Annotated in this window: 23 protein-coding genes; 8 read left to right on the top strand and 15 right to left on the bottom strand. The window is 46.3% G+C overall.

The annotated features are described in order from the left end of the window. Positions 1-27 precede the first annotated feature (27 nt). Both MSG33_RS02350 and MSG33_RS02345 read right to left on the bottom strand, forming a co-directional pair. On the bottom strand, positions 28-2,649 hold the full coding sequence (locus tag MSG33_RS02350; protein ID WP_248379711.1) for an ATP-binding protein: 2,622 nt from the start codon (positions 2,647-2,649) through the stop codon (positions 28-30). Positions 2,650-2,660: 11 nt separating this feature from the next. Then, positions 2,661-3,497, bottom strand: coding sequence for a phosphate/phosphite/phosphonate ABC transporter substrate-binding protein (locus MSG33_RS02345; protein WP_348983286.1), 837 nt, complete (start codon positions 3,495-3,497; stop codon positions 2,661-2,663). 132 nt (positions 3,498-3,629) lie between these two features. On the opposite strand from MSG33_RS02345, the gene MSG33_RS02340 reads away from it, so the two are divergent. Beyond that, complete coding sequence (locus MSG33_RS02340; protein WP_167427393.1) at positions 3,630-3,950, top strand: DUF1840 domain-containing protein; 321 nt, start codon at positions 3,630-3,632, stop codon at positions 3,948-3,950. 254 nt (positions 3,951-4,204) lie between these two features. Further along, positions 4,205-4,753, top strand: coding sequence for a sugar O-acetyltransferase (locus MSG33_RS02335; protein WP_248379705.1), 549 nt, complete (start codon positions 4,205-4,207; stop codon positions 4,751-4,753). A gap of 9 nt (positions 4,754-4,762) precedes the next feature. On the opposite strand, the gene MSG33_RS02330 is transcribed toward MSG33_RS02335, so the two are convergent. Continuing rightward, positions 4,763-6,196, bottom strand: a complete 1,434-nt coding sequence (locus tag MSG33_RS02330) for a PLP-dependent aminotransferase family protein (RefSeq protein ID WP_282450910.1) — start codon at positions 6,194-6,196, stop codon at positions 4,763-4,765. Between the two features lie 136 nt (positions 6,197-6,332). Here MSG33_RS02330 and MSG33_RS02325 point away from each other — a divergent pair, with 136 nt between their 5' ends. The 3 genes from MSG33_RS02325 to MSG33_RS02315 are packed head-to-tail and all read left to right on the top strand — an operon-like array spanning position 6,333 to position 8,882. Then, entirely contained in the window at positions 6,333-7,697 is a 1,365-nt protein-coding gene (locus MSG33_RS02325) for a cytochrome ubiquinol oxidase subunit I (protein ID WP_029798091.1), read from the top strand. A gap of 28 nt (positions 7,698-7,725) precedes the next feature. Then, positions 7,726-8,733, top strand: a complete 1,008-nt coding sequence (gene cydB, locus MSG33_RS02320) for a cytochrome d ubiquinol oxidase subunit II (RefSeq protein WP_248379701.1) — start codon at positions 7,726-7,728, stop codon at positions 8,731-8,733. Positions 8,734-8,753: 20 nt separating this feature from the next. Next, positions 8,754-8,882, top strand: a complete 129-nt coding sequence (locus MSG33_RS02315; protein ID WP_104973567.1) for a DUF2474 domain-containing protein — start codon at positions 8,754-8,756, stop codon at positions 8,880-8,882. A gap of 58 nt (positions 8,883-8,940) precedes the next feature. On the opposite strand, the gene MSG33_RS02310 is transcribed toward MSG33_RS02315, so the two are convergent. The 3 genes from MSG33_RS02310 to MSG33_RS02300 all read right to left on the bottom strand — a co-directional run bounded on the left by MSG33_RS02310 (position 8,941) and on the right by MSG33_RS02300 (position 11,786). Next, positions 8,941-9,696, bottom strand: coding sequence for a PhzF family phenazine biosynthesis protein (locus MSG33_RS02310; RefSeq protein ID WP_248379699.1), 756 nt, complete (start codon positions 9,694-9,696; stop codon positions 8,941-8,943). Positions 9,697-10,118: 422 nt separating this feature from the next. Further along, positions 10,119-10,775, bottom strand: coding sequence for a hexitol phosphatase HxpB (hxpB, locus tag MSG33_RS02305; protein ID WP_065645855.1), 657 nt, complete (start codon positions 10,773-10,775; stop codon positions 10,119-10,121). Positions 10,776-10,904: 129 nt separating this feature from the next. Continuing rightward, positions 10,905-11,786 (bottom strand): LysR family transcriptional regulator, encoded by an 882-nt coding sequence (locus MSG33_RS02300; RefSeq protein WP_248379697.1) that lies wholly within the window; start codon positions 11,784-11,786, stop codon positions 10,905-10,907. A 97-nt stretch (positions 11,787-11,883) separates the two neighbouring features. Here MSG33_RS02300 and budA point away from each other — a divergent pair, with 97 nt between their 5' ends. From budA to MSG33_RS02285, 3 genes are read left to right on the top strand one after another with little or no spacing between them, the layout of a single operon-like run. Continuing rightward, entirely contained in the window at positions 11,884-12,669 is a 786-nt protein-coding gene (gene budA / locus MSG33_RS02295; RefSeq protein ID WP_248379695.1) for an acetolactate decarboxylase, read from the top strand. 29 nt (positions 12,670-12,698) lie between these two features. Next, positions 12,699-14,402 carry an acetolactate synthase AlsS gene (gene alsS / locus MSG33_RS02290; RefSeq protein WP_047008215.1) on the top strand — a complete coding sequence of 568 codons (1,704 nt, stop codon included), beginning with the start codon at positions 12,699-12,701 and terminating at the stop codon, positions 14,400-14,402. Continuing rightward, positions 14,399-15,157, top strand: coding sequence for an SDR family oxidoreductase (locus tag MSG33_RS02285; RefSeq protein WP_248379693.1), 759 nt, complete (start codon positions 14,399-14,401; stop codon positions 15,155-15,157). The genes alsS and MSG33_RS02285 overlap by 4 nt, the downstream gene beginning before the upstream one ends. A 91-nt stretch (positions 15,158-15,248) precedes the next feature. Here MSG33_RS02285 and MSG33_RS02280 read toward each other — a convergent pair whose 3' ends face one another. The 9 genes from MSG33_RS02280 to MSG33_RS02240 all read right to left on the bottom strand — a co-directional run bounded on the left by MSG33_RS02280 (position 15,249) and on the right by MSG33_RS02240 (position 26,172). Then, positions 15,249-17,162, bottom strand: coding sequence for a BCCT family transporter (locus tag MSG33_RS02280; protein ID WP_048624916.1), 1,914 nt, complete (start codon positions 17,160-17,162; stop codon positions 15,249-15,251). A gap of 150 nt (positions 17,163-17,312) precedes the next feature. After that, the gene (locus MSG33_RS02275) at positions 17,313-17,918 is read right to left on the bottom strand and encodes a methyltransferase domain-containing protein (protein ID WP_248379691.1); all 606 of its coding nucleotides are present in this window, start codon (positions 17,916-17,918) and stop codon (positions 17,313-17,315) included. Positions 17,919-18,043: 125 nt separating this feature from the next. Beyond that, positions 18,044-19,246 carry an AMP-binding protein gene (locus tag MSG33_RS02270; protein ID WP_248379689.1) on the bottom strand — a complete coding sequence of 401 codons (1,203 nt, stop codon included), beginning with the start codon at positions 19,244-19,246 and terminating at the stop codon, positions 18,044-18,046. Between the two features lie 9 nt (positions 19,247-19,255). Continuing rightward, entirely contained in the window at positions 19,256-20,077 is an 822-nt protein-coding gene (locus tag MSG33_RS02265; RefSeq protein ID WP_237309482.1) for an ABC transporter ATP-binding protein, read from the bottom strand. Positions 20,078-20,157: 80 nt separating this feature from the next. Then, the gene (locus tag MSG33_RS02260) at positions 20,158-21,402 is read right to left on the bottom strand and encodes an ABC transporter substrate-binding protein (protein ID WP_006741059.1); all 1,245 of its coding nucleotides are present in this window, start codon (positions 21,400-21,402) and stop codon (positions 20,158-20,160) included. A 45-nt stretch (positions 21,403-21,447) separates the two neighbouring features. Further along, entirely contained in the window at positions 21,448-22,515 is a 1,068-nt protein-coding gene (locus MSG33_RS02255; RefSeq protein ID WP_248379685.1) for a branched-chain amino acid ABC transporter permease, read from the bottom strand. Between the two features lie 11 nt (positions 22,516-22,526). Then, complete coding sequence (locus MSG33_RS02250) at positions 22,527-23,420, bottom strand: branched-chain amino acid ABC transporter permease (RefSeq protein ID WP_006741061.1); 894 nt, start codon at positions 23,418-23,420, stop codon at positions 22,527-22,529. After that, the gene (locus MSG33_RS02245) at positions 23,420-25,372 is read right to left on the bottom strand and encodes a long-chain fatty acid--CoA ligase (protein WP_248379684.1); all 1,953 of its coding nucleotides are present in this window, start codon (positions 25,370-25,372) and stop codon (positions 23,420-23,422) included. Before MSG33_RS02245 ends, MSG33_RS02250 begins: the two co-directional genes overlap by 1 nt. Beyond that, on the bottom strand, positions 25,372-26,172 hold the full coding sequence (locus MSG33_RS02240; protein ID WP_005392600.1) for an ABC transporter ATP-binding protein: 801 nt from the start codon (positions 26,170-26,172) through the stop codon (positions 25,372-25,374). Before MSG33_RS02240 ends, MSG33_RS02245 begins: the two co-directional genes overlap by 1 nt. Positions 26,173-26,213 lie beyond the last annotated feature (41 nt).

Here is a 26,213-nt window from a genome sequence, read left to right as displayed (position 1 = left end):
TTGAGCCGATTTAATCTAACCGAAACACTAAACAGAGGCGTGCTTTTCCTCTGCAAGGGTATGGCATCCCCACTTCGCGATCATATTAAGCAAATCACTTTTCTGAACTGGTTTTGTCAGGTAATCATCCATACCTAATGCGATACTTTTTTGTTGCTGCTCTTGCATCGCATGTGCGGAAAACGCAACGATTGGACACCAAGGAAACGCACCACTTTCCTGTAACTCACGAATGTCTTTTGTCACGCCAAAACCATCTTTGTTTGGCATAGAAATATCGGTAATCACCAAGTCCGGAGAAAGCTGTTTATAAAGTTCAACGGCTTCAACACCATCTTCCGCCAACGTCAGTTTAACACCTGTGTCTTGCAACATTTTTTCAATCAATATTCGATTGATATGGCTGTCTTCTGCGACTAATAGGTGCAGGCTAGAAAAGTCAGGGTTCTCATCTGAGGAAAGTTCTCGACGCTTTTGTGTCTTAGTAGAAAACAGAGCTTGCAGTTTATGCTGCGTGACCGGTTGCGGCAATAAACGATCCCGCTCGCACGACCATGCCTGCCCTTCCTCCATCACGCAAGGTGCAAGGAACAGTACCCGTTTGGCGGCGGATTCTGTCGCATCAAGCTCATAGAGCGCATCTCTATCTTGAGCATTGTTTACACTCGCGAGGATACGATCAAAACCATCCAATTTTTTACCCAAAGACTGCGCAGTTGACCAATCGTTGGCATGAGTAACTTCAATGCCAATCTCTTGAGCTAAATGTATCAAGTGTTGCACGCGCGGTTGATAATCATCAATCAACAAAAGTCGATTTGCACTCAGCTCTATCGGTTCGGAAAGAAGCTGACTTTGCTTAGGCAACTGCAAACTAAAGCTAAAACACGACCCTTTGCCAAAATCCGAATGCACACAAAGCTCGCCGTTGTACATGCTGATCAAACGTTTTGAGATTGCCAACCCCAAGCCTGTACCTTCATGGCGTCTTGTCGCGGAGGTATCGACCTGCTCAAACTTATCCATAATATGAGCCAATCGATCTTCGGGAATACCAATGCCCGTATCACTCACGGAAAAATCAAAACCGTGCTCACTTTCTCTGACTTTGAGTAGCACATGGCCTTCATCCGTGAATTTCACCGCATTACCGATCAAGTTAAGCAAGATTTGATTAATCCGACCTTTATCGCCGACCACGACCGTATTCATAGACAATGGCATATCAACCAACAACTTAAGGTTCTTTTTATCCGCCTGATAGGCACACAAAGCGGTGCAACTCTCGACGAGTGAACGCAAGTCAAACTCCTCTTCAACTAACGTCAACTTGCCCGCTTCTACTTTGCTGTAGTCGAGGATGTCGTTAATGATCGTCACAAGGTTGTTGGCAGATTTGTGCAGCAAGAGTAATAACTCCCTTGGCTCTCGACGGTTTTCGTTCTCAAGCAATATCTCGCTGATCCCCATGATCGCGTTCATTGGGGTGCGAATCTCATGGCTCATGTTCGCCAAAAATTCCGATTTGGCTTGCATCGCCTTTTTCGATTTATATAAAGCAGACGACAGACGCCTCTCCATCCTGCGCCTGTCGGTGATGTCACGCTCTACCGCAATAAAACGTAACAGCCCGCCATCTTCATCAAACACAGGAGAGAGCTCCAACTCGACCCAATATGGGTGCTTCGACTTGGTATAGTTGAGTATTTCAACCCTAATAGGAGAGTGATTACGGACACTTTTTGAGAGCGATGCTACCGTATTTGGGTCTGTGTCTGGCCCTTGGAGTAACTCGCCCGGCGATTTGCCAATAACTTCTTCCAACGTATATTCGGTTAGCTGTTCAAACGCAGGGTTTACCCATGCAATAGTGCCGTCAGGGTGAGTAATGATGATGGTATCACGCGCATGTTCAGCAACCTCAGCAAGCTGCGATATTTTGGCCGATAACTGTTGCTGGGTTTGATGCTCTTGCTGAAGTTTAGTTTGCGCTTGCGCTAAAGAGCGTGACATTTGGTTAAACGCTTCGCCAACACGTGTAACTTCGTCATTGCCTGAAATCGAAATTTGCGACCCCGGACCTTGCTGTGAAACCTTGATTACCCCAGTACGAAGAAGATCGAGCCGCTTCATCAAATAGCTACCGAGAGCATACGAAAACATGGCCACCAGCGACATTTCAATAAAGGCGATAACCAAACTTGCTTGAGTCGCAAATGAAAGAACTTGATGTACATGTTCAACATTCACACCCATTTCAACCTTACCGAAAGTCTGCTCTCCAAGAGTAATCTCTTGCGCAACATCGTAAACTCCATCGGTCACATCAAACGGTCTCACACCAGTATCAACACCGCTGTAATCCCCTTGTAGCGTCAACTCGACGCCATCTTGATTAACAATACGAATATAAGCCAGCTCGTGCTCACTCACGACAGAACGAGCAAAACTGTCTAGGTAGGCTAAGTCCGTCGCAATCACCGCATCTCTCGACGCCTGAGCAAATACACTCACCAAGTGTTGGCTCCCAACCTCGAGGCTAGTCTCGTTGGAACTTTCCAACCAATTAAGCCCACTAATGATGAGTACACCGAGCGCAAGGGCCTCAATAAGAGCAATGCCAAGTATCGTTTTCGAACGCAGCGTCATAGGGCAACCATTTATCTTGAGATTCCCAATTGAACAACATCTTGCCAATCTTGGTCTTGTGCAAGCTGTAACCCGTCAATGTTGAGTAAAGTGAAACTCTCCTGTGCTTTTGGATCATCATTAAGTTGCGAAATTGCCTTTCGTAAGGCAAGAGTAATCTCTTCATCGACATTATTTGAAACCGCAATAGCATGAGGCGTATAACCAGCAGTTGTATAAATGATGCTAAGTTGGTCTTTTATTTCACTCGGTAAGCTCTCAAAGGTACGCTTCACGCCACCACCAGCAATGTACAAACCTTTAAGTACCCCCAAATAGACTGAGTCGTGCGAACCAACGTATTTAGGCGTAAACTTGATGCCTTTCTGCGCCAACTCTGATTGTGTGATGATAGAGGCAGCAAATGCTCGTGGAGCAGGAAAAGCGATGGTCTTTTCTTGCAGCTCATCAAGGGAAACCGACTTCCCTCGCCTTGCTACAATAATGCCTGTAATGCGCTTATTTTTCGCTCTTGCTAAAGCCGTATAACCTGGGTTTTGATTCACCAAGGTAAAGTGATATGGGTTCATGTATGCAATGTCGTAGGCTCCAGCCATCAAGCGTGCTTCGAACGTGGGAATATCACGTGCCGTGGCAAACTTAATCTCAACGCCAGCAAGATCTCCCCAGCGTTGCAGTAATGGCTGCCATTGTTGCACTAGTTTGGTCGCCGACTGTTGCGGTACGACACCAAAAACAATGGAAGGTTGAGCAACGACAGAAGGTGACCATATGCATAACATCATAAGCAACGTAAATATTCGCTTGTGAAGCCGCCAAATCAACGTCTTTAATTGGGAGTTCAACAAAATCATCTCCTTATGTTTGTCTTTCGTTAAAGATAGATAGCTATCTGAAAGATTGCGAATTATCGGATTAAATTGCCTCGTGTCTCAGATACCATTTATACTCAAATGAACACCTAAAACAGGAGCAGGTAAATGCTTATTACATTTCGTTGCCATAGCCACTCGAACGTCACTATGTTTGGCGATATTGCGATAAAGATGATCAAAATGATGGGCCATAGTGGCTCAGTACCAGGGTCTATTTCCGCTCAAGACATCCCTGATGCTCTATCTAGATTGACCTCCGCTCTCGCAGCACAAGAAGCGATAGAGAAGAACAACAGTCAAGCAACGGAAGAAGATGAAGAGCAAGAGGAACAAACGGTCAGTTTAGGACGCAGAGCATTTCCACTTATTGAGCTTTTAAAATCGGCAATTAAAGAAGAGTGCGAAGTGATGTGGGACAGCCAATAAATGCTCCAAATAAAGCTGTGGAGAGGAAAGCAACATCCAATCTATACTTTCCTCCCCTGCTAAAAGGAACTTACCCAATTCACTTCACTTCACTTCTCTATTTGAATGACTCTTAACGAGTGCTTACTCAAAACTAACCTATTGAATATAAATCAGTGATAAACATCTGATTTAATAATAAAAATCTCCTATTGACTGAAACACTCACTTATCATTGTGGCCTCAACTGAAAAACCATTAATGGAATGATTGTTATGTCAGAACTGACTCGGATGCGCTCTGGAAAAACCTATAATTGTCTGGATGAAGAACTAAAGCTAATGCGCGCCAAAACCGCGCAGCTTGTCTTCCAGTTTAATCACGAGCCAAACCCAATTATCCGTAGGCAACTGCTGGCGGAAATGGGCGTCCAATTAGAAAACAGCGCCTGTATAGAGCCTCCGCTTCAACTTACCTACGGTTGTCACTTGTCCATCGGGGAAAACACCTACATCAACTGGGATGCCATTATTCTGGACAATGGACAAGTTGAGATTGGCGCGAACGTCATGATTGGGCCTAGAGTGCAAATTTACACAGCCGCTCATTCACTGGATACACAAAGACGCTTAGTCGGAGATGAGATCGCCAAACCGGTAAAAATCGGCAATAACGTTTGGATTGGTGGGGGCGCTATCATACTGCCAGGCGTGACCATTGGCGATGAGGCCGTCGTCGGCGCTGGCTCTGTCGTAACCAAAGATGTTGCGCCAGGCGATCGAGTTGCTGGAAATCCGGCGCGCTCCATTAAACCAAAAAACTGAAGAAAGTCGCTATTTTGCCAAATGTTCGCGAATAATGTTGGCAAGCAGATTGAGAGCATGGACGTATTTGTCATTGAGCTCAAAAGAAGCGTTAAGACGAATACAGTGATCGTATTGTTCTGTCAGGCTGAACATCTTTCCCGGTGCGATACTGATATTGTCTTTTAGCGCTTCTCGATATATCTGCAAGGCGTCGATATGCTTGGGAAGCTCTAACCAAATAAAGTACCCGCCGCTTTGGCTTAACACTTTGACTTCTCCAGGTAACAGCTCACTAAGCAGATCCGTCATCTTACTTTTACGTTCAAACAGCTTTTTTCGTAACTGCTTCAAATGCGATTCATAATTGCGGCTTGTTAAATAGTGCACCAATGTCATTTGCACTGGTGCACTCGTCGCTAATGTACTCATTAACTGTAACTTTTGTACCTCTAGCGCCCGCTTTCCCACCGCAACCCAACCAATACGTAGCCCTGCGATTAATGATTTTGAAAACGAGGAGCACAACATGGTATTGCCCGTGTCATCAAACATTCTTAGTGGGTAAACCGAGTCATTCCCGGCATGCAGTTCGCTGTACACATCATCTTCAATCACTGGCACGTTATATCGCTGTGTCAGTTCAATCAGCTTTTGTTTTTTCTCGTCGGAGAGCGTAAAACCCAGAGGATTTTGGAAGTTCGACATCAGCCAACATGCTTTCACATCGTGTGTTTGCAGCGCTCGTTCCAATGAATCTAGGTCAATACCCGTGACTGGGTCTGTTCTTACTGAGAGCGCTTTCAAACCTAACCGCTCTAAGGATTGCAATGCGCCATAGAATGCAGGCGACTCCACAACCACCCAATCTCCCGGTCTTGTGCAGGCTTGCAAACTGAGCGTTAACGCCTCCAGCGCGCCTGCCGTAATGACAATTTCATCGGGTGAAATTTCAATGCCTTTCGCAGCATAACGCTTCGCGATGATGGTGCGTAATTGTTCGTTTCCCGGCGGTAAGTTATCAAAGGTGGTGGAAATCGGCATATTGCGAGCGGCTGCGCTCATCGCCCGATTCACGTGATAGCGTGGGTACAAACTTGGATCTGGATAGGCAAAGCCAAAATTGATCATGGATGGATTTTTACTCGCCTGCAGCACATCAAAGATAAACTCATTGATGTCTACCTGCTCTGTCCACGAAACCGCTGCTGGCGCTTGGGGTTCATTTGAACTCTTAATATTTGGAGCGACTCGATAACCAGAGCGCGGCTGTGACGTCACCCAGCCTTGAGATTCCAGAATTTGATAGGCATGCAACACCGTCATCAAACTTAAACCCGAGTGTTCAGATTGGCGACGCAGTGAAGGCAGCTTGTCACCCGGATGCCATATCCCCGATTTTATCTGCCTTTTAAGCTGTTCCACTAACTCTTGATACTTCGCCACACGCGAATCCCCTTCCATAAAGCTGAATTCAAAATAATAACACTTCAAGATTTAATCTGTTATAGGTTTATAGTCACTGTCTGTACCTACTTCCCCTAATCCGCTCCTTTTAAAATAGCTCTCTCATAAAACTTAAAAGATCAAAGGAAGTTTAATGTTTGGCCTCGACGCATTTATGCTTGCACGGATACAGTTCGCCTTTACGGTATCCTTTCATATTATTTTCCCCGCTATCACCATAGGTTTGGCCACCTACCTCGCCGTACTAGAAGGTTTATGGCTAAAAACACGTAATCCCGATTACCAAAAGCTCTATCACTTCTGGTCGAAAATTTTTGCGGTTAACTTTGGAATGGGCGTTGTATCTGGTCTTGTCATGGCCTATCAATTCGGCACCAATTGGAGTGGTTTCTCCGACTTCGCTGGTTCTATCACTGGCCCATTACTGACTTATGAAGTGTTAACGGCTTTCTTTCTCGAAGCCGGATTTCTTGGCGTAATGCTGTTTGGGTGGCGTCGCGTCGGCGAAAAGCTGCACTTTTTTGCAACCTCGATGGTGGCGTTAGGCACGATCATTTCGACCTTCTGGATTCTCGCCTCCAACAGTTGGATGCAAACGCCACAAGGCTATGAAATTGTTGACGGACGTGTGGTGCCAACTGACTGGTTTGCTATCGTTTTCAATCCTTCATTTCCTTATCGTTTGGCGCACATGAGCGTCGCGGCTTTCGTCAGTTCAGCACTCTTTGTAGGCGCGTCAGCCGCTTGGCATTTATTGAGAGGCAATCAAACGACTGCGGTAAAAACCATGTTTTCGATGTCACTTGGGATCTTAGTGTTCCTTGCGCCACTCCAAGCCGTAATTGGCGATGTGCACGGGTTAAACACCTTGGAACACCAACCCGCCAAAATCGCCGCCATCGAAGGACATTGGGATAACAGTGATGGCAAACCAACCCCATTGATTTTGTTCGGTATGCCAAACATGGAACAAGAACGCACAGACTATGCCTTAGAAATTCCTGTTCTAGGAAGTTTGATCCTACGCCACAGTTTAACTGAGCCAATCCCGGCGCTGAAAGACTTCCCGAAAGAGGAACGACCGAACTCACCTATCGTCTTTTGGTCATTTCGAATCATGGTCGGGCTAGGACTTCTGATGATTTTTCAGAGCTTCTACAGCATGTGGTTACGAAAAAAGAACACGCTTTATACCTCGCGTTGGTTCCTCAAGTTTTCATTATTTATGGGGCCATCTGGTCTTATCGCAATACTCGCTGGCTGGTTTACGACAGAGGTTGGTCGGCAACCTTGGGTCGTGTATGGCGTACAAAAAACGCGTGATGCGGTTTCTGCACATGGAGACCTACAAATGAGCATCAGCCTGCTGTGTTTCCTTGTTGTGTACAGCTTGGTGTTTGGTTTTGGGTATTACTACATGATCCACCAAATCAAGAAAGGCCCCGATGCAATCGAACACGATGAGCACGACATGACGACCGTTTCAGGCCGCATCTAGAATTTGTCACAAAGTGAAGGTAGAAAGTATGCATTTTGATTTATCCGTGATTTGGTTCGCGATCATCGTTTTTGCCACTTTGATGTACATCATCATGGACGGCTTCGATTTGGGTATTGGAATACTGATGCCCTTCATCAAGGATGAAAAACAAAAAGACGTCATGGTCAACAGTGTCGCGCCAGTTTGGGACGGCAACGAAACTTGGATTGTGCTTGGAGGCGCATCTCTATTTGGCGCTTTTCCGATGGCTTACGCGGTAATTATTGAAGCGCTAACCATCCCTTTAACACTGATGTTGATTGCTTTGATCTTTCGTGGCGTAGCATTTGAGTTTCGCTTTAAAGCATTGGAAAACCACTTAGAGTTCTGGGATCGCTCTTTTATGGTCGGCTCGATTTTAACCACGTTTTTCCAAGGCATCGTTGTTGGCGCGGTAATTCAAGGCTTTGCGGTGGAAAACCGCGTTTTCGTAGGTAGCCAACTAGACTGGCTCACCCCTTTTCCCATCTTTTGTGGTTTGGGTTTAGTCGCAACGTACGCACTGCTTGGTAGCACATGGCTCATCATGAAAACGGAAGGTGCACTGCAAAACACGATGTACCGCTTCACTAACAAAACACTACTGGCGATGATCTCCGCATTAGTCATTGTGAGCGCTTGGACCCCACTTGCTTACCCTGCCATTGCGGAAAGATGGTTTTCTCTGCCTAATTTGTTCTACTTATTGCCCGTACCTGTCATTACTGGGCTGGTATGTTTGAAGATTGCCGACTCCGTTAAAAAGCGAAAAGAGCGCAGCCCTTTCGTGATGGCATTGGTGATCGTGATTCTCGGGTTCGCAGGGCTTGGCATCAGTATCTGGCCAAATATCATTCCTCCTAGCATATCAATATGGGAAGCAGCCGCTCCTGCAAGCAGTCAGCGCTTTATGCTCGTTGGAGCAGTGATCATCATCCCGATCATTCTGGCTTACACCTTTTGGAGTTACTACGTCTTCTCTGGAAAAGTGAAAGAAGACGAAGCGTACCATTAACGAGTTGATAAGGAGTGAGTATGAAAATCAAAAATTGGTGTCGCCAGTGGGCATGGATGATTGGGATTTGGATCGCTAGCGTCGCTGCATTAGGGTTGGTGTCTATGTTCTTTCGAATAATGATGACAGCAGCAGGATTAAAGTCTTAGCTCGGCACTTTAAAATGGATGCCTCTAGATCTTGTGTAAGAGCTAGAGGCGTTTGCATTCAAGTCCGACTTTTCACGTGTGCAGACAATACGATAGTAGATTCTGAACCGCGCGCCACTTCAAAATAACCACCAGCGCGAGATAGCTGGCGAGCCATCAGTTTTTCTTTGCCCAGTTTTTCAAACCAATAAGGCGCCAATGAGCACTGAGCTGAGCCTGTGGCAAGATCCTCTGAAATACCGATTTTAGGTGCAAAGTAACGCAGCACATAGCCACTATCAGAGCTTTGAGCCGTCACGATGACAGCATGAAACTCATCAATTTTAACCAGCTCATCAAAGTTAGGTTTATAGTGAGCAACATCATCTTCGGACTCGAGAACAACAACCAAATCACGCGTTGTAAAAGCATCTACAGGGCGATTGGAAAAGCCTGAAATATCCAAGGGGATGGCATGAGGCTTAGCTTGCCAACTTGGCATCACGATCCTGTACATTCCATCCAGTTCAGTAACGGTAACATGACCATACTGACTTTGTAGAATGACCTCGTTCTTATGATAGTTGGAAATGATTGCAGCGCCTGCGCCCAAACTTCCGTGTCCGCATAGGTTGATCTCTCCTGCTAGGCTAAACCAGCGAATGTGGTAATCACTGCCAGACTGAACCACAAATGATGTGACAGGTTGAGCGACCTGATGAGTGATTTGAAGTAACTCAGAATCACTCAGCCAGTGATTTAGTTCGACAACGCCACAAGGGTTACCTTGAGCCAACTCATCACAAAATACATCATATATTTGCGCTTTAATCATCCACCATCCTTGCGGTTTAACGCCGCACTAAGTTGTGAACAACGCTATCATTAACCCGAAACCACTACACTGCAAAAACGAAACCTAAAAATGACAAGCCTCGGGAGTCCCTCTTAAATGCTTTGTTAGTCTTTTTATGCATCTATCTTGGCTAGTTCAACCGTAAACCCATGTTTTGTAACCGTCTACTGTGATGACGCAGGTTTACTTTTGAAAAAGATGGCAAGTGCACTTCACCTTTCTTCTTGTTTCTTAGGGTTGATTATATCGGCCTCTTCGTAGCCTTCTTTGATCAAATATGCAACGACATTAAGCTTTATTTCATCCCTCACCACTCCTACACATAAGCAACTAATATCTCATCAAAGTTCTCCATATGGTATGACATCTGTCATAAATATTACCAATCGTAATGAATAGCTTTATCCTATTAAATCCACTAAATGGCTTTCATTAAACTCTGATAGCTTTTGCAGCTTTAGACTGGCTTCATTAAACTCTTGGTAGAACTTATCAGGTTGAGGTATCACGACTGTTTTTATGTTTGCTCGTGTTGCCGCAAGCATACCCGAATAAGAGTCTTCAAAGGCAATACAGTTACTTGAATCTACACCTAGTTTATTGATTGTTGAAAGGTAGACATCTGGCTCTGGCTTGCCCTGTTCTACATCGTCTGACGATGATATCGCGTCAAAGTAACTGGCAATACCGAGTTTGTTCAAAATGGTGGGAATGAGTTGATAAGGTGAATTAGTAGACAGCCCTATCTTAAATCCTTTTTCCTTAAGCAATTTGAGTGTCTCTGTAACACCCTCTAATTCACATCCTTTTTCAATTATTAATGCCTCCACTTTATCCACAACAGCATTCTCTACTTCGTCTAGGCTCTTTTCTTGCCAAGGATTACGTTCATACCAAAACCTTGTTACTTCACCTGTCGTCATAGTTGCAGTCTGCTTTGACAGCACTTCGGTCACTTGGACGCCAACTGATGAAAACACCTGCTTTTCCGCTTCCTTCCACAAAGGTTCTGAATCAATCAGCAACCCGTCCATATCAAAGACCGCAGCGTATATCATTGGTACATCCTCAGTAAGTTCTATTCGTTGAGTAAGATTTGTCTATTCAACCAAAGCATAGCTTTGCATATAACGAGGGAGAGTATCACATTTGCCTGTGGCTATCAGAGCCAGTTCGATGACTCATCTTTAAACCTCAACATGACCGATGTTCATGGCTACTTTCAACGCTTGTTTATTGAGATTAGATGCCTCCCAAGCAACAACAACACGACTAGTGAGAGGGATATCATCAATCTCGGCGACTGTCGCAGAATCATCGAGATGTTCAGCCAGTGAACGCGGAACGAGAGCAATACCTAACCCAGCCTGCGCCATGGCAATCGTCGTACGAAGTTGCGGTGCTGCGAACTGTGGTTCGAGTCTTACTCCTGCGTCGGCAAAAAGTGTGCTCATGCCATCAAACAATGCAGGTCCAGTCTCTCGTGGAAACAGTAAAATTTTATGGCCTCTCAACTGTTTCATCTGGATACAGTGATACTTTGCCAGTTCGTGGCCCGCCGGAATCACCGCGACAAACGGGTCGTTAAACAACACCTTGTGCTCAAAAGGCTCACTGGCGTAACAGGGTAGCCGCATGATTGCGAGATCAAGTTGTTTGCTTTTTAACTGAGTGGCAAGCTCTGGCATTGACAGTTCCGCCGCCTGTAAATGAACCCCATTCTCTTGAATACGCCCCACCCTCTCTAATACCTTAATGCAGGTTGATGTTGACGTCGCGAACCCAATTTTAACCTGCGTATTTTCACCACGGGCAATCTGTCGGGCTTTTGCTTTAGCGCGTTCCACATCTGCAAGAATATTTACCGCATCCGTATAGAAGACTTGCCCAGCATGGGTCAGTTCTACCCCTCTAGACAAGCGCTTAAATAGGTCCACACCAAGCTCGTGCTCTAACTTTTTGATTTGTTGACTTAAAGGAGGTTGCGCAATCCCTAACTGTTCCGCGGCTCGGGTAAAGTGACGAGTCTCGGCGACCGCGACAAAATACTTCAGGTAGCGAAATTCCATATATTTTCCATATCAAAATAAATCTTTTTTATATTGGATTTAGCACCGTGTAGAAGTCAATCTAAATATACTCTTCATTGCATAACTGGTCTTACTCATGCGTGGATTTTATAACCCTCTATGTGCTTGTTCGCTTGAAGTAGCGAAAGAATTTTCTGAATACCATCACGTTACCGGAGATGGTGAGATTTATCAGACTTCGTTAATGAGTGCTTTGATCGCTGGTGTTTACGAAGGCTCAACAACCATAGAAGAACTACTGAAACATGGGGATTTTGGTTTAGGTACGTTCAATGAATTGGATGGTGAGTTGATTGCTTTTGATAAGGAAGTTTTTCAACTCAAGTCGGATGGCTCCGCAAACCCGGCAGACCTGGCGCAAAAAACGCCCTTTGCTGTCATGACTTTTTTTAAGCCTGATATCGAGCTGCCACTAACATCGCGCATGTCACGTCATGAAGTCCATAGCCTCATAGACGACATGGTTCCAAGCGATAACCTATTTTGCGCAGTGCGCATTGATGGCGTTTTCGATTCAGTTCGTACTCGCACCGTACCTAAACAAACACGCCCTTATCGGCCAATGCTTGAAGTGGTCAAAGAACAACCAACGTTCCGCTTCACGCATAAGCAAGGCTTGGTCGCCGGCTTTCGCAGTCCTAAATATACGACTGGCATCAATGTGCCCGGCTATCACGAACACTTTATTACCGATGACCGCCAAGGAGGTGGTCATATTCAGGATTACAGCATTTCGTCAGGGTTCCTCCAGATTGGCAAAGTCTCGCGGCTAGTGATTGATACCCCGGTATCGACAGACTTCCTCAACGCCAATTTGGCTCCGGAAGATATAAATACCGCTATAGAAAAGGCGGAAAAGTAACAAAGTCAGGCAAATAATAAGGACAACAAATGCAATCCAAACCTTCAAATAAAAATGGAGCTCAATTGATCGCTCAACAGCTAGAGTCTCTCGGCATTAAGTACATTTTCGGTATTCCCGGTGCAAAAATCGATCGACTGTTCGATGCGATTGAAGACACTAACATCCAAATGATTCCTGTACGTCACGAGGCTAACGGCGCATTTATGGCGGGCGTTATGGGAAGACTAACCGGCAAAGCAGGCGTCACGATGGTTACGTCAGGTCCAGGCTGTGGCAATCTAGTTACGGGGGTTGCAACCGCAAACTCCGAAGGCGATCCGCTGATTGCTATCGGTGGTGCGGTGAAACGAACTGACCAGCAAAAACAAACACACCAGAGCATGGATACCGTCAGTATTTTTCGCTCTATAACCAAGTTCAGTGCTGAAGTGCAGCATGTGGACGCCGCAAGCGAGATCATGGCGAACGCATTTCGTATCGCAGAGTCAGGTCGTCCTGGGGCTTGCTTTTTGAGTCTCCCCCAAGATGTTTTATCCGAGCAAACCCAAACGGACATTATTGTCCCCTCGCCTTACACACAGCCTGGTTGCGCAGACATCGCAGCAATCGAAGAAGCGGTCAGTCGAATCAGCAAAGCAAAGCGTTGTGTGGTTTTACTTGGCCTTCACGCGAGCCGCAGCCAAAACGCTGCTGCTATCGCCCGATTTCTTCAAAATACGCAGCTACCCGTTGTCGGCACTTACCAAGCCGCCGGCACAGTAGACATCAACTACTATCACCACTTTGCTGGTCGTGTTGGTTTATTTAACAACCAACCCGGCGATGTTTTACTGCGTGATGCCGATTTAATTCTCACCATCGGCTTTAGCCCAATAGAGTACGACCCTGAGCTTTGGAACAGCCACCGCAACCCAGTGATTCACCTCGATATTGAACCGGCAGAATACCAACTTAATTATCAGCCTTGTGTTGAAATCGTCGGAAACATTGCGCAGTCATTAGACAAAATGGGCAGCTACATCTCTGAATATGCTCGCCTTTCCCCAACGGCACTTTCAGTACTGGAAGAGGTAGCACTGCAACGGCAAGTGATCAAAACCTATCCCAATGTCTATAACAAGCAAGGATTTCATCCACTGGCACTGATTAAAGCCATGCAATCTATCATCACACCAGATACCACGTTATGTCTTGATATGGGGAGCTTCCACATCTGGATCGCTCGTTACTTAAGTTGTTTTCGAGCTCGCCAAATGCTGGTGTCTAACGGCCAACAAACGATGGGCGTTGCACTGCCATGGGCCATTGGTGCCAGCCTACTGAAACCTGGCAGCAAAGTGGTATCGATATCGGGAGACGGCGGTTTTATGCAATCGAGCATGGAGTTAGAAACCGCGGTTAGACTGAACTGCAATATCGTCCATATTGTGTGGGTTGATAACGCCTACAACATGGTAGAAATGCAAGAGATCAACAAATATCAGCGCTGCTCTGGTGTGAAATTTGGACCAATTGATTTCAAGGCGTACGCCGAATCATTTGGCGCGAAAGGCTTCGCAGTGACTAGTCAACACGAATTGCTACCGACATTGAATAAAGCCATGGACGTTGAAGGACCAGCAGTGGTGGCTATCCCCGTAGATTACAGCGACAACGACAAACTGATGTTGCCGCGCACAGAGAAAAATCAAGATCCCGTTTTTGTAAGTTTCGAAGGAGAAATCGCATGAGAGGATTAAAAAATAAAGTCGCACTCGTGACTGGTTCTGCCAATGGTATTGGTTTGGCCATCGCAAAACGTTTGTATGAAGAAGGCGCAAACGTCGCTTTTGCCGATTGGAATGAAGAGCAGTTGGCAAACGCCGTTGAGAGCTTTGATAAACAGCGCGTGTCTGCGCATTCCATTGATGTTTCTGATCCAGATAAAGTCGCAGCACTGATTTCTGATGTTGTTACCCGTTTCGGTAAACTGGATATTTTAGTAAACAATGCCGGCGTACATGTCCCTGGTTCAGTGATTGAAGGTAGTGTGGAAGACTGGAAGAAGATCTCTGGTGTAAACATTGACGGCGTCGTTTATTGCGCGAAGTTTGCGTTACCTGAACTCTTAAAAACGAAAGGTTGTATGGTGAATACCGCGTCCGTTTCTGGTTTGGGTGGTGACTGGGGTGCCGCATTCTATTGCGCGAGTAAAGGCGCTGTGGTCAACCTGACTAGAGCGATGGCATTGGACCATGGTGCGGAGGGTGTAAGAATTAACGCCGTATGCCCAAGCTTAGTAAAAACCAACATGACGAACGGCTGGCCGCAGGAAATCCGCGATAAATTCAATGAGCGCATTGCGCTTGGCCGAGCAGCAGAACCTGAAGAAATTGCGTCTGTCGTGACTTTCTTGGCAAGTGATGACGCATCTTTCATTAATGGCGTAAACCTACCTGTAGACGGCGGTGCCACCGCATCAGATGGTCAACCTAAAATAGTATAAGCATTAACACTGACTGAGCAGAATTTTTAACTGTAAGGTATCCACGCCAAAAAAAGAGCCGAGTTTGTACTCGGCTCTTGTGTGTCTGTTCTTAAGCCTGCGACGTTGCTAAACCTGCCGACGCGCCGCCTAATAACACATGATTAAACTCCATTCGAGATTCTTGGGCTTGTTCAGACAGTTCTTGCTTCTTCTGTTGAGCCAACTCAAGCGCTTCGGTTAGTTGCTGTAGCTCTGTTTGCATCTCTTCTGGTAAATGATGGTCCGAAAACCCAGATTCACAGCTGTGCTCTAAGGCAAATGCGCGAATTCTCTTACGCATGCTCATCAGGGCCGCCATTGCTTCGCGCTCTTCTTCAGCCGCCTGTTGAGCTAAGTCTTTAAAGCGCTCAAATTTCGCCAAGGCCATTCCCTCTGTTGACCAAGGGTCAATTTCCGGCAGTTCTTCAATGTTAATGGTTGGCTCTTCGTATTCTGCTTGATGTTTAATATCTAGGCTCGCCGCGCGAACAAAGGACACCATCAACATCACCGAGATAACTAGCAATGGTAAACCGCCCACGATCGCAGCGGTTTGTAATGTCGATAAACCTCCCATGAACATTAGGACGGTTGGCAGAAAAGACAAAGTAAACGCCCAGAACAAACGGTTCCAGCGCATCGGTTCTTCCGTCACATCATTTTGAACCACAGACGCAAGAATGTACGAGATAGAGTCAAACGACGTCGCCGTAAAAATGATACACAACAGTGTAAAAACACCAATAACGATTGGCCCTAACGGCAGTGTATCTAACGTTGCAAAAATTGCCGCCGGTGCGCCCGATTCGTTGAGGATTGCGATGACATCAAGCTCACCCGTCAATTGCAACGATAAACCATAGTTACCTAAAACAATGAAGAATAAGAAACAACCTAAAGAACCGTAAAATATAGAACCTACGACCATCTGTTTGATCGTTCTTCCACGCGAGATACGCGCAACAAACAATCCCATACAAGGAGCAAAGACCAACCACCATGCCCAGTAGAAAATAGTCCAGTCTTGCGGGAAGTGTGTATCTGTAAACTCACCATAACCACCAAACGGCTCCGCCCAGGTAGCCATAACAAAGAAGTTAGACAACATACGACCAATAGAATCTAAGCCCGTTTCTAACATGAACACGGTTGGCCCAACGGCAAGTACAAAGAGTAACAAGCCCATCGCACCCCAGAAGTTAATGTTACTAAGGAATTTGATCCCCTTCTCAAGCCCTGCATACGCGGAGTAACCAAAAATAGCAGTACAGAGAAGTAATACAGCCACTTGGCTGAAGGTATTGTTTGGAAGACCGAAGATATGATGTAGACCACCGTTGATAAGAGGCGCTGCTAAGCCAAGCGTAGTCGCCGCGCCACCCAACATACCAAAAATAAACAGCACATCAATAAACTTGCCAATACCACCATTTGCGCGCTTTTCTCCTAATACAGGCATTAACGCACTAGAGATTTTCAAAACAGGTTGTTTGCGTACATAAAAGAAGTAAGCGATAGGCAGAGCAGGAATAAGGTAAATTGACCAAGCGATCGGTCCCCAGTGAAACAGACCATAAGTCGCGGCCCAGCGAATGGCTTCTTCACTGCCTGCTTCCAACTGAAATGGTGGTGATTGATAGTAGTATGCCCACTCGATACACCCCCAATACAGAATACTTGCGCCAATACCTCCACAAAATAGCATTGCAGCCCATGAGGCGTTACCAAATTCTGGTTGCTCGTCGGCTTCACCAAGTTTGATTTGGCCAAGATCGCTGAACACCGTGTAAATCATAAAACACATTGCTGCGATACCCAGTGCGAGGTATAACACACCAAGCTTATCGGTCATGAAAAATTTGGCCGAAGCTATCCAATCCGCACCTTGTGTGGGAAATAAAATTAAAGGTATAACGACGCTGAGTAAAAGAAAGAGTGAGCCTAAGAAGGTAGGCTTATCGATGAGAGAAAATGATTTGTCCATATTATATATCCTTATGTTTTCAAAGGACATGATCTACATTTCTCACAACTTCGCCAATTCACAACACTTATCGTTACCACAAGAATAATTGTCTTTAAAATATGCATTATGTGACGCTGATTTTGTATTCATTATTTGATGCCATAGCGTTTAAATACGGCAGCTTTTCTGCCACACCATCCAGCGCTCTCTACCTTTAAAAACCTCAACACTGTTTGCCGCCACTGAGGATTCCACAAGCTTAAACGCGGGTTCTAGATAACCCTCCAACTCCCCACTTCGCAAACAAAATGGAGGGAAGCGAGAGTGGTAATCATCATCTATAACGAAATAACCAATTAACAAACCGTCTCTTGGCAGCAATTTATCCACCATAGCAAAGTAATCTGGCCACTGGTCTCTCGGTAGTGCAGCGAGAAAGGCACGCTCGTAAATCACATCAAATGAGTGCGTAGAGTCAGTGTTAAATACATCCCCTAGCACGACTTTACCTTTGTGCTTGCCTAACGTCGATTGCGCCATTTTTACTGCTTGTTGGCTGTAATCCATCGCGATCACATCATGCCCATATTGAATAAAAGAGCTGAGTTCATAAGCAGCGCCACAGCCAGGGATAAATACAGACTGACCGCTATTAAGCGCTTTTTCTAGGTAAGCTTTTAGCTCTTGAGGTGTGGTTTTGGCATCCCATGGCATAGTGCCTTGGGTAAACAAATTATCCCAAAACTGTTGATTGATGGTCGGTGCCTGCTTCATTTATCGCCCTCCTGATTGTACTGGCACAAAAAAAAAGGGATACGCAGCACAATGTGGTATCCCCTCTCCTAGCCTTTGATTTTTACGTTGTTAGCTTTTTTATAACTGCGGTTTACAATGACGGATTAACTGCGCAAGTCATTGATTAACGGCTGTTCGGTCTGATTGGACACGAACTGGACATTGCCTTTCAGTTTGGTGACAGACTGGAGTGTCGCTTGAATGTCCTCTGCCGAGACATGAACATCATGACAGCAGAAAGTAATGGTATCGTTGAAGCCATCACGCTCAATTTTCAAGGAGCCTTTAATATCGTGGCGACGACAGACTTCTTGGATCTGATGCGGATAAACAAACAGGCCTTTCACTTTCACCGCTGAGTCCGCACGTCCCATCCAGCCTTTAATTCGCGCATTCGTGCGTGGCGAATCCGAGCCCGTTTCTAGGTATGCCGATAAATCTCCCGTTGCGTAGCGAATCAGCGGGAACTTCTCATCGAGCGATGTCACGACTACTTCACCGACTTCTCCCAGTTGTACAGGAATGCCATCAGGATTAACGATTTCAACGATAATATCTTCGGCAACCACCAAGCCTTGCTCGCCTGTGACTTGATAAGCAATCAAACCAAGCTCTGCACTTGCGTAGGCTTGAGAGACTGCAATGCCTTTGTCCGCAAACGCCTGTTGCATGTCTGCAGTGACTGCTTCACCAGAGACCAGCGCTTTGGTAAAACTCGGCGACTCATCGTATTTATCTTGGTACTTTTGTAATAACGTCAGCAAGTAAGACGGCGTGCCCGTGTAACCCGTTGGCTGCAGCTGTTTAATCGCTTCAATTTGTGCTTCGGTATTCCCGACACCCGCCGGAAATACCGCGCAGCCACAAGCTCTTGCGCCACCATCCATAATAAATCCACCAGGCGAGAAATGATAAGAGAGCGTGTTATGCACTAAATCGCCCGCACTAAATCCAGCCGCGTGAAACGCGCGCCCCATACGCCAGAAATCCATCTCATCCGTTTGTGCCTCATACAACGGCCCCGGTGATTGGAATACACGCGCCATCTGACCAATCGCAACACTATTTAAACCACCAAACGGCGGTTTAAGTTGCTGTTGGTTTGGCATATTGAATTTGCGCGTAATCGGAAACTGGGTAAGCCCTTCACGATTATTTGCCAACGTAGGCTCTAACTCAGCAAAATGCGCCGCATAATGTTCGCTGTTGGCTTTTGCATTTTCAATCAACGTTGGCAGACGTTGAAACAGCGATTCTTCTCGCGCTTGCGGAGACAAAGACTCTTTCGCATCAAATAGTTCGTTCATCATCGCTCCTTACAACCAACGCTTACGACGTTTGTAAGATTTCAGGTTCTTAAAGCTCTTGCGATCTTCATCGCCGCCGCCAAGGTAGAACTCTTTCACATCTTCATTGTTTAGCAGTTCGTGCTTGCTACCATCCAGAACGATTTTGCCGGATTCCATGATGTAACCGTAATCGGCCGCTTGAAGGGCAAAGTTGGCATTCTGCTCAACCAAAAGCATGGTAATGCCTTGATCTTTATTAATCTTGTTAATAATGCTGAACACCTCCTTCACCAATAGCGGCGAAAGCCCCATCGAAGGTTCATCCAACAAGATCATTTTTGGACGAGCCATCAGTGCACGACCAATCGCTAGCATTTGCTGCTCACCACCTGACAAATAACCCGCTAGACCAGTGCGCTCTTTAAGGCGAGGGAAATAATCAAACACCATTTCGATGTCTTGTTCAACTTCGTTGTCCGTGCGCGTGTAAGCGCCTAAGCGAAGATTTTCTATCACCGTCATGTCTTCAACAATTCGGCGCCCTTCCATCACTTGGAAGATGCCCGAACGGACGATCTCTTCCGGGCTTTTGCTGTCTATGCGCTCGCCCATGAAGTTGATTTCGCCGCGCGTCACTTCACCATCTTCGGTTTTCAACAAACCAGAAATGGCTTTTAACGTCGTTGATTTACCCGCACCGTTGGCACCCAGTAAGGTTACGATCTGCCCTTTGGGTACCTCTAAACTCACGCCGCGTAATACTAAGATTACTTCGTCGTACACGACTTCAATGTTGTTCACTGAAAGCAGTATTTCTGCCGGTTCGATATTCGTTGCTAATTCAGCCATCAAGCTACTCCTTGCTAGGGTGAGAGTGTCCTCTCACCCATCCTTATTTTCAGTAAGCTTTGTTATTAATAAGTCGTAGATTAGTAACCTAGCCAATCGTCACGACGTGACAATGTCACCTGAGATACTTTCTTAATATCTACTGCGCCGCCGTTGTTGTTACCCATAAACACGTTCACGGTTGTTGTGCCACGGTGATCTTCCGGCTTCCAGTTCGCAGGTACACAAACACCTTCTAAGCCTTGTGGGACCCAGTTGTCATGGACATACATGCCCTTCTTGATGTTTTCACCCGTGATGCCACCGTTGTCTTTCGCCCACTCCATCGCTTCTTTCATGTAGAACGCAGAACAAATGCCGCGAATGTAGTGGTGAGTTCTAAACTCGCCAGGCTCTGATTCAGACTGCTTAGAAATCTCACGAACCAGTTTCATGCCTTCGTTATCGTCTCCCCAAAACGCCGTCATGCCAGGAAAAACATAATCTTTAAGGCCATCGCCCGCCGCTTCAAGTACTGGTTTGTCACCGCCCCAAATGTTCGCCATGTACTGGAACTCTGTACCAACCGTATTACAAGACTTCACGAGTGAGATTACCGAGCTACCGATATTGGCAATGTAACCGTAGTTGGTGCCAGACTCTTTGAGTGACAGACATTGTGCTTTGAAATCACCCGGTTTGAGTGACACAACGACTGGGTTTTGTACCTCAAAACCAAGCTCTTCAGCATATTCTGCACACGCTTCTTTTGGCGCGTTCGGGAATGGGTGGTTATCGCCAATATGGGTAAATTTCGGCGCACCTTGGTTGCCCTTTGATTCCCAATCTTCTTTCGCCCACTTCACTAGTGCACGACACGCATCTGAGTACGACGCACCATAGAAGAAGTTATAAGGCGCTGGTTTCGCGGTTTTTGGGTTCTTGCCGGTTGGGTCCGTTAAGTGACCTGAATAAGAGGCAGAAAACACTGGCACTTTGTCTTTGGTCACAAACGAGATGAGTGCTTCGGTATCTGCCGTGCCCCAACCTTGTAGCGCAACCATGTCTTTACGCGCCACCCAACGTTTGTAGTTGGAAATGGCTACTGGCACTTTATACGCCATGTCTACCGTTTCAAATTCGAGCTCAGTACCGTTAATGCCACCGTTTTGGTTGATCCAGCGTAATGCGTCTCGCACACCAGAACCATAAGGCTTACTCACGTAGGCTGTTGGTCCAGAAAAGTCGACCAATTGCCCGACAAATACAGAGTCTTTTGCCCAAGTGGCGGTAGTAAACAGTGCCGAAGATAGCACCAACGTTGTCGCTAAATGTCCTTTGTTCATAACTCGTTGTCCTTGTTATTGAGGTATATTCCACTTAATTCCACGTTAATATGAGAACGGATAGTGTTTCCAATATGCTCGAATCTGTTGCCAGCGATGCGATAACCCTTGAGGTTCGAAAATAAGGAACAGCATGATGACCAAGCCGATCGCCATTTCTTTGAAGTAAGCAAGCCCATCAACGAACGAAGTGTTATTGCTAAACGCAGCCAACCCCGTCACGCCAAACTCCAACACTTCTGGCAGTAATACGATAAATATCGTGCCCATCAATGTGCCTTTGACTGAACCCAAGCCACCAATGATGATCATTGCCAAGAACTGGATAGACATCATGATGGTGAAACCTTCTGCTGATACAAAACCTAGATAATGTCCGTAGAGTGCGCCCCCGATCCCTGCATAGAACGCACACACACCAAATGAGAGCAGACGATATTTGGTTAGGTTGATGCCCATGATTTCTGCCGACAGGTAGTGATCTCGTACCGAGACAAACGCGCGACCATCACGAGAACGGATCAAGTTCGATGCCCACATGTACATAAAGATCAACGCAAACAGAGCAATGTAGAAGAAGCTTTCATCGGTCGTAAACTCAAAGCCAAACAGATTGATAGGGTTTGCACCAGCACCATATGAGCCGCCACTGAACCAGTCTGCACGAGCAAAGAAGTCCTCTAAAATAAACTGCGCAGCCAAAGTCGCAATCGCGAGATATAAGCCTTTAATTCGCGCAGCTGGCAGACCAAACAGCATCCCGACAATCATGGTTAAGTAACCCGCAAGCGGAATCGCAAACACGACTGGAATGTTGAACTGGTTATTTAGCCAAGCCGATGCAAAGGCGCCAAAGCCAAAGAACGCACCGTGACCTAGCGAGATTTGTCCGGTAAAACCAACCAGAATGTTTAAACCCAGCGCCGCGATACCGAGATACGCAATCTGAATAAACAGGTTAAGAAAATAGATATCCAATACCAAAGGCGCAGCCAACATGGCGATCACACCTGCAATCGCTAGGCTTCTAATGGTTTTGGTTTCAAAAATTGGCGTATCACTTTGGTATGTGGTTCGAAAATCCCCACATGGGCGCATGCTAAGTTGAGCCATGTTATTTCTCCTTAAATACGCTCGATATCTTTGGTACCAAACAGGCCGTATGGCTTGAAGGCAAGAATGATTAACAGCACATAGAATGGTGCGATGTTGTACAGGTTACCCACTTGCAGGTATTGGCTATCAAAAAACTCAGCTAAGTTCTCTAGCACCCCGATGGTGATACCACCGACAATTGCGCCGACTACAGAATCTAAGCCACCTAAAATAACGGCTGGGAAAACTTTGATACCAATAATGGATAGCGCGTCAGATACGCCGTTAACGATCCCGATAACAATCCCTGCTGTTGCAGATACCATGGCCGAAATAGCCCAACTGATGGCGAACACTTTCTTGATGGAAATGCCAAGACTCTGCGCGACTTGCTGGTTAAACGCCGTTGCGCGCATCGCCAAGCCCATTTTGCTGAATTTAAAGAACCAGTAGAACGCGCCCATGATGAACATTGAGAAGATCAAACTCAGAATGTAAGCAAACTCAACATTCAAACCACCGATATTCACCACGTTTGTTTCGAACACCTGCGGATAAGACACAGCTGAGACACCAAATATCCACTTCATCAGCGCTTGGAAGAACATGGACAGACCGATGGTCACCATGATCACAGAGATAATCGGTTCACCAATTAACGGCCTGAGCACAATGGTTTGCACGGCAATACCGAACACCATCATGAACGCGAGCGTGAGTAAAAAGCCGATAAAAAATGGCAGTTGCAGATGAACAAGCGCCGCCCAGCATACCCATGCGCCAATCAGCAAGAACTCACCCTGAGCGAAGTTGACCACCTGAGTCGATTTGTATATCAGTACAAAGCACATGGCGACAACGCCATACAACATGCCAACGATCACGCCATTAATGACGAGTTGCAGTAATAAATCCGTATTCACTATGCGATCCTCCGTTGTTCGCTATCCACCAGTGTTGGCTCATGTTCAATAAGCGTTTCAATCACTAGCGACGTTTGAATGCGTGTTTTGGTGCCGTCCTGATAAGTGATCACCGTATCCACATCGACTTTTGGATCGTCGCTGTAGATGGTTTCGATGATGTCTCCGTATTTCTCCGCAACCACACCACGGCGCACTTTACGCGTACGAGTTAACTCGCCATCGTCGGCATCTAGCTCTTTGTAAAGTAGAATGAATTTGCTGATCTTCTGTGCATCCGGTAGGGATTCGTTCACTTTCAGCACTTCTTCACGAATCGCTTGATACACTTCTGGTTGAGCAGATAAGTTGGTGTAGTTAGTGAATGCTAAGCCACGCTGCTCTGCCCACTTCGCAACAATCGCGTAGCGAATACAGATGATGGCGGATAGCCAAGGTCGACCTTTGCCCACCACTACGGCTTCTGCAATAAACGGCGAGAACTTGAGTTTATTTTCAATGAACTGCGGAGAGTAGCGGTCGCCATGGCTGGTTTCCGACATATCTTTCAGACGATCAATCACCACCAAGTGACCAGAGTCTTTAAAGTAACCCGCATCACCCGTGTGCATCCATCCGTCTTGCACGTCTTCGTCATACGCTTCCTGGTTGTTCAGGTAGCCAGTAAACATGCCGGTACTTTTCGCGATGATTTCACCAACGCCATTGCTGTCCGGGTTGATGACTTTCACATCTGCATTATCAAACGCAACACCAACGGAATCGTAATCCACATCATCCGCTTGGTGCACAGTGTATGCGCCACACATTTCGGTCTGACCATAAAGCTGCTTAAGTGGCACACCAATAGCTTGTAGGTAACGGAAAGTGTCAGGCCCCATCGCCGCGCCGCCCGTTGCAGCAGATGTTAGGTTCGAAAAGCCTAAACGATCTCGCAAAGCACGCAAAAGAATCCATTCAGCGAGTTTAGAACGTTTGCCCTGCTCTAACGCTTTGTTGGCTAAGCTCATGCCCAGTTTGTACATCTTTTGCTTAAACGGTGTCGAATCCATCATTCGTGCAGACACGTCTGCCACAATGTTTTCCCACACTCGCGGCGCAAGCAGCACGAAGTTCGGGCCAATTTCGCGCAAGTCAGACATCATGGTTTCTTGTTCTTCCACGAAGTTGACGATTTGACGCGAAATCAACGCCTGACCAACCACATACACCTGCTCCATAATCCAAGGCAAAGGCAGAACAGAAACATAATTGTCGCCTGGAGAGCGCGGGTCGGCACGCAGATAAGCCGCACAGTGATCTAAGAAAGTGCCGCTGTGTAGCTGAGCCAACTTTGGTTTGGAAGTCGTACCCGACGTGGTACAAAGAATCGAAAGATCACTGCCTTTGGTTGCCGCAACCATATTGAGATATTTATCCGGATCCGCTTTGTCGATCAGTTGACCTTTTTTATAGACCTGCTCAACATCAATCAGTCGTGGGTCGTCGTACTTGCGCATTCCACGAGGATCGCAATAGATAATGAATTCTACGCTTGGTATCTCATCACCGAGTTCAAGTAGTTTGTCGCATTGTTCTTCATCTTCGGCAACCACGACTTTTGCTTTGGCATAGTTGATGAGGTACGCCACCTCTTCGTGCATGGAATCTTGATAGATGCCCAGCGAGAAGCCTTTGATCGCATGGGCAGCCAACTCACCCCATACCCATTCCGGACGGTTATCACCCAGCAAACCAACAACGTCTTGCTCACCAACACCTAAATCTTGCAGTGCCAGAGCCATCCACTTCACTCGGTTTTCATAATCTTGCCAAGTGAACTCTCGCCAAATACCAAACTCCTTTTCACGCATTGCGACTTGCTCGGGCCAGTGCTTGGCGTTGTGCTGCAATACTTTTGGAAAGGTATCTAAGCGGGTTATATCTGCCCAATCATTATGTTGCTGTGCCATTATGCACTCTCCTCTAATGTCGGTAGCTCTTCGCCTAAGTACGCTTGTTTCACATGTGGGTTGGCCATCACTTCTTCTGGCTCGCCCATCGCAATGTGTTTACCAAAATCCAACACCAATACGCGATTAGAGATATCCATCACCACGCCCATATCGTGCTCGATCATGATGATGGTGATGTCTAACTCTTCATTCAGATCCATGATGTAACGCGCCATGTCTTCCTTTTCTTCCAAGTTCATGCCTGCCATTGGTTCATCAAGCAGCAGTAACTTAGGTTTTAAGGCAATGGCACGAGCAAGCTCTACACGTTTACGTAAACCGTAAGATAGCGTGCCTGCGGTTGCTTTACGGATGTGCTGGATTTCAAGAAAATCGATTACGTCTTCTACGTATTTACGGTGCGCCATTTCTTCTTTCTGCGCGTTAGAGAACCAGTAAAGTGGCCCTGTGACGAAGTTGTTTTTCAGTAGGTGATGTCGACCAACCATAATGTTGTCGAGTACCGACATATGAGAAAAGAGTGCTAAGTTCTGGAAGGTCCTTCCCAACCCTAACTCAGCTCGTTGGCTAGGTGTTCGTTTGGTTACATCATCTCCAGCGAAGATTACAGAGCCTTTGTTTGGTGTGTATCGACCAGAGATGCAATTGAGCATTGAGGTTTTACCTGCACCGTTTGGACCAATGATTGAAAAAATTTCCTTTTCATTCACATGGAAGCTCACGTCAGTTAGAGCTTTCACCCCACCAAAAGCCAATGAAATATCGTTTACCTGCAATAGAGGCGATTCCGATACCATAGTTGATCTCCCTTTCGTTATTTAAGTGCGTTCCATTGAGC

Origin of the sequence: Vibrio sp. 1CM7H, assembly GCF_023161645.1 — a bacterium.
In the GTDB taxonomy this organism is placed as follows: domain Bacteria; phylum Pseudomonadota; class Gammaproteobacteria; order Enterobacterales; family Vibrionaceae; genus Vibrio; species Vibrio diabolicus.
This window is presented reverse-complemented; position numbering and strand designations above follow the sequence as displayed.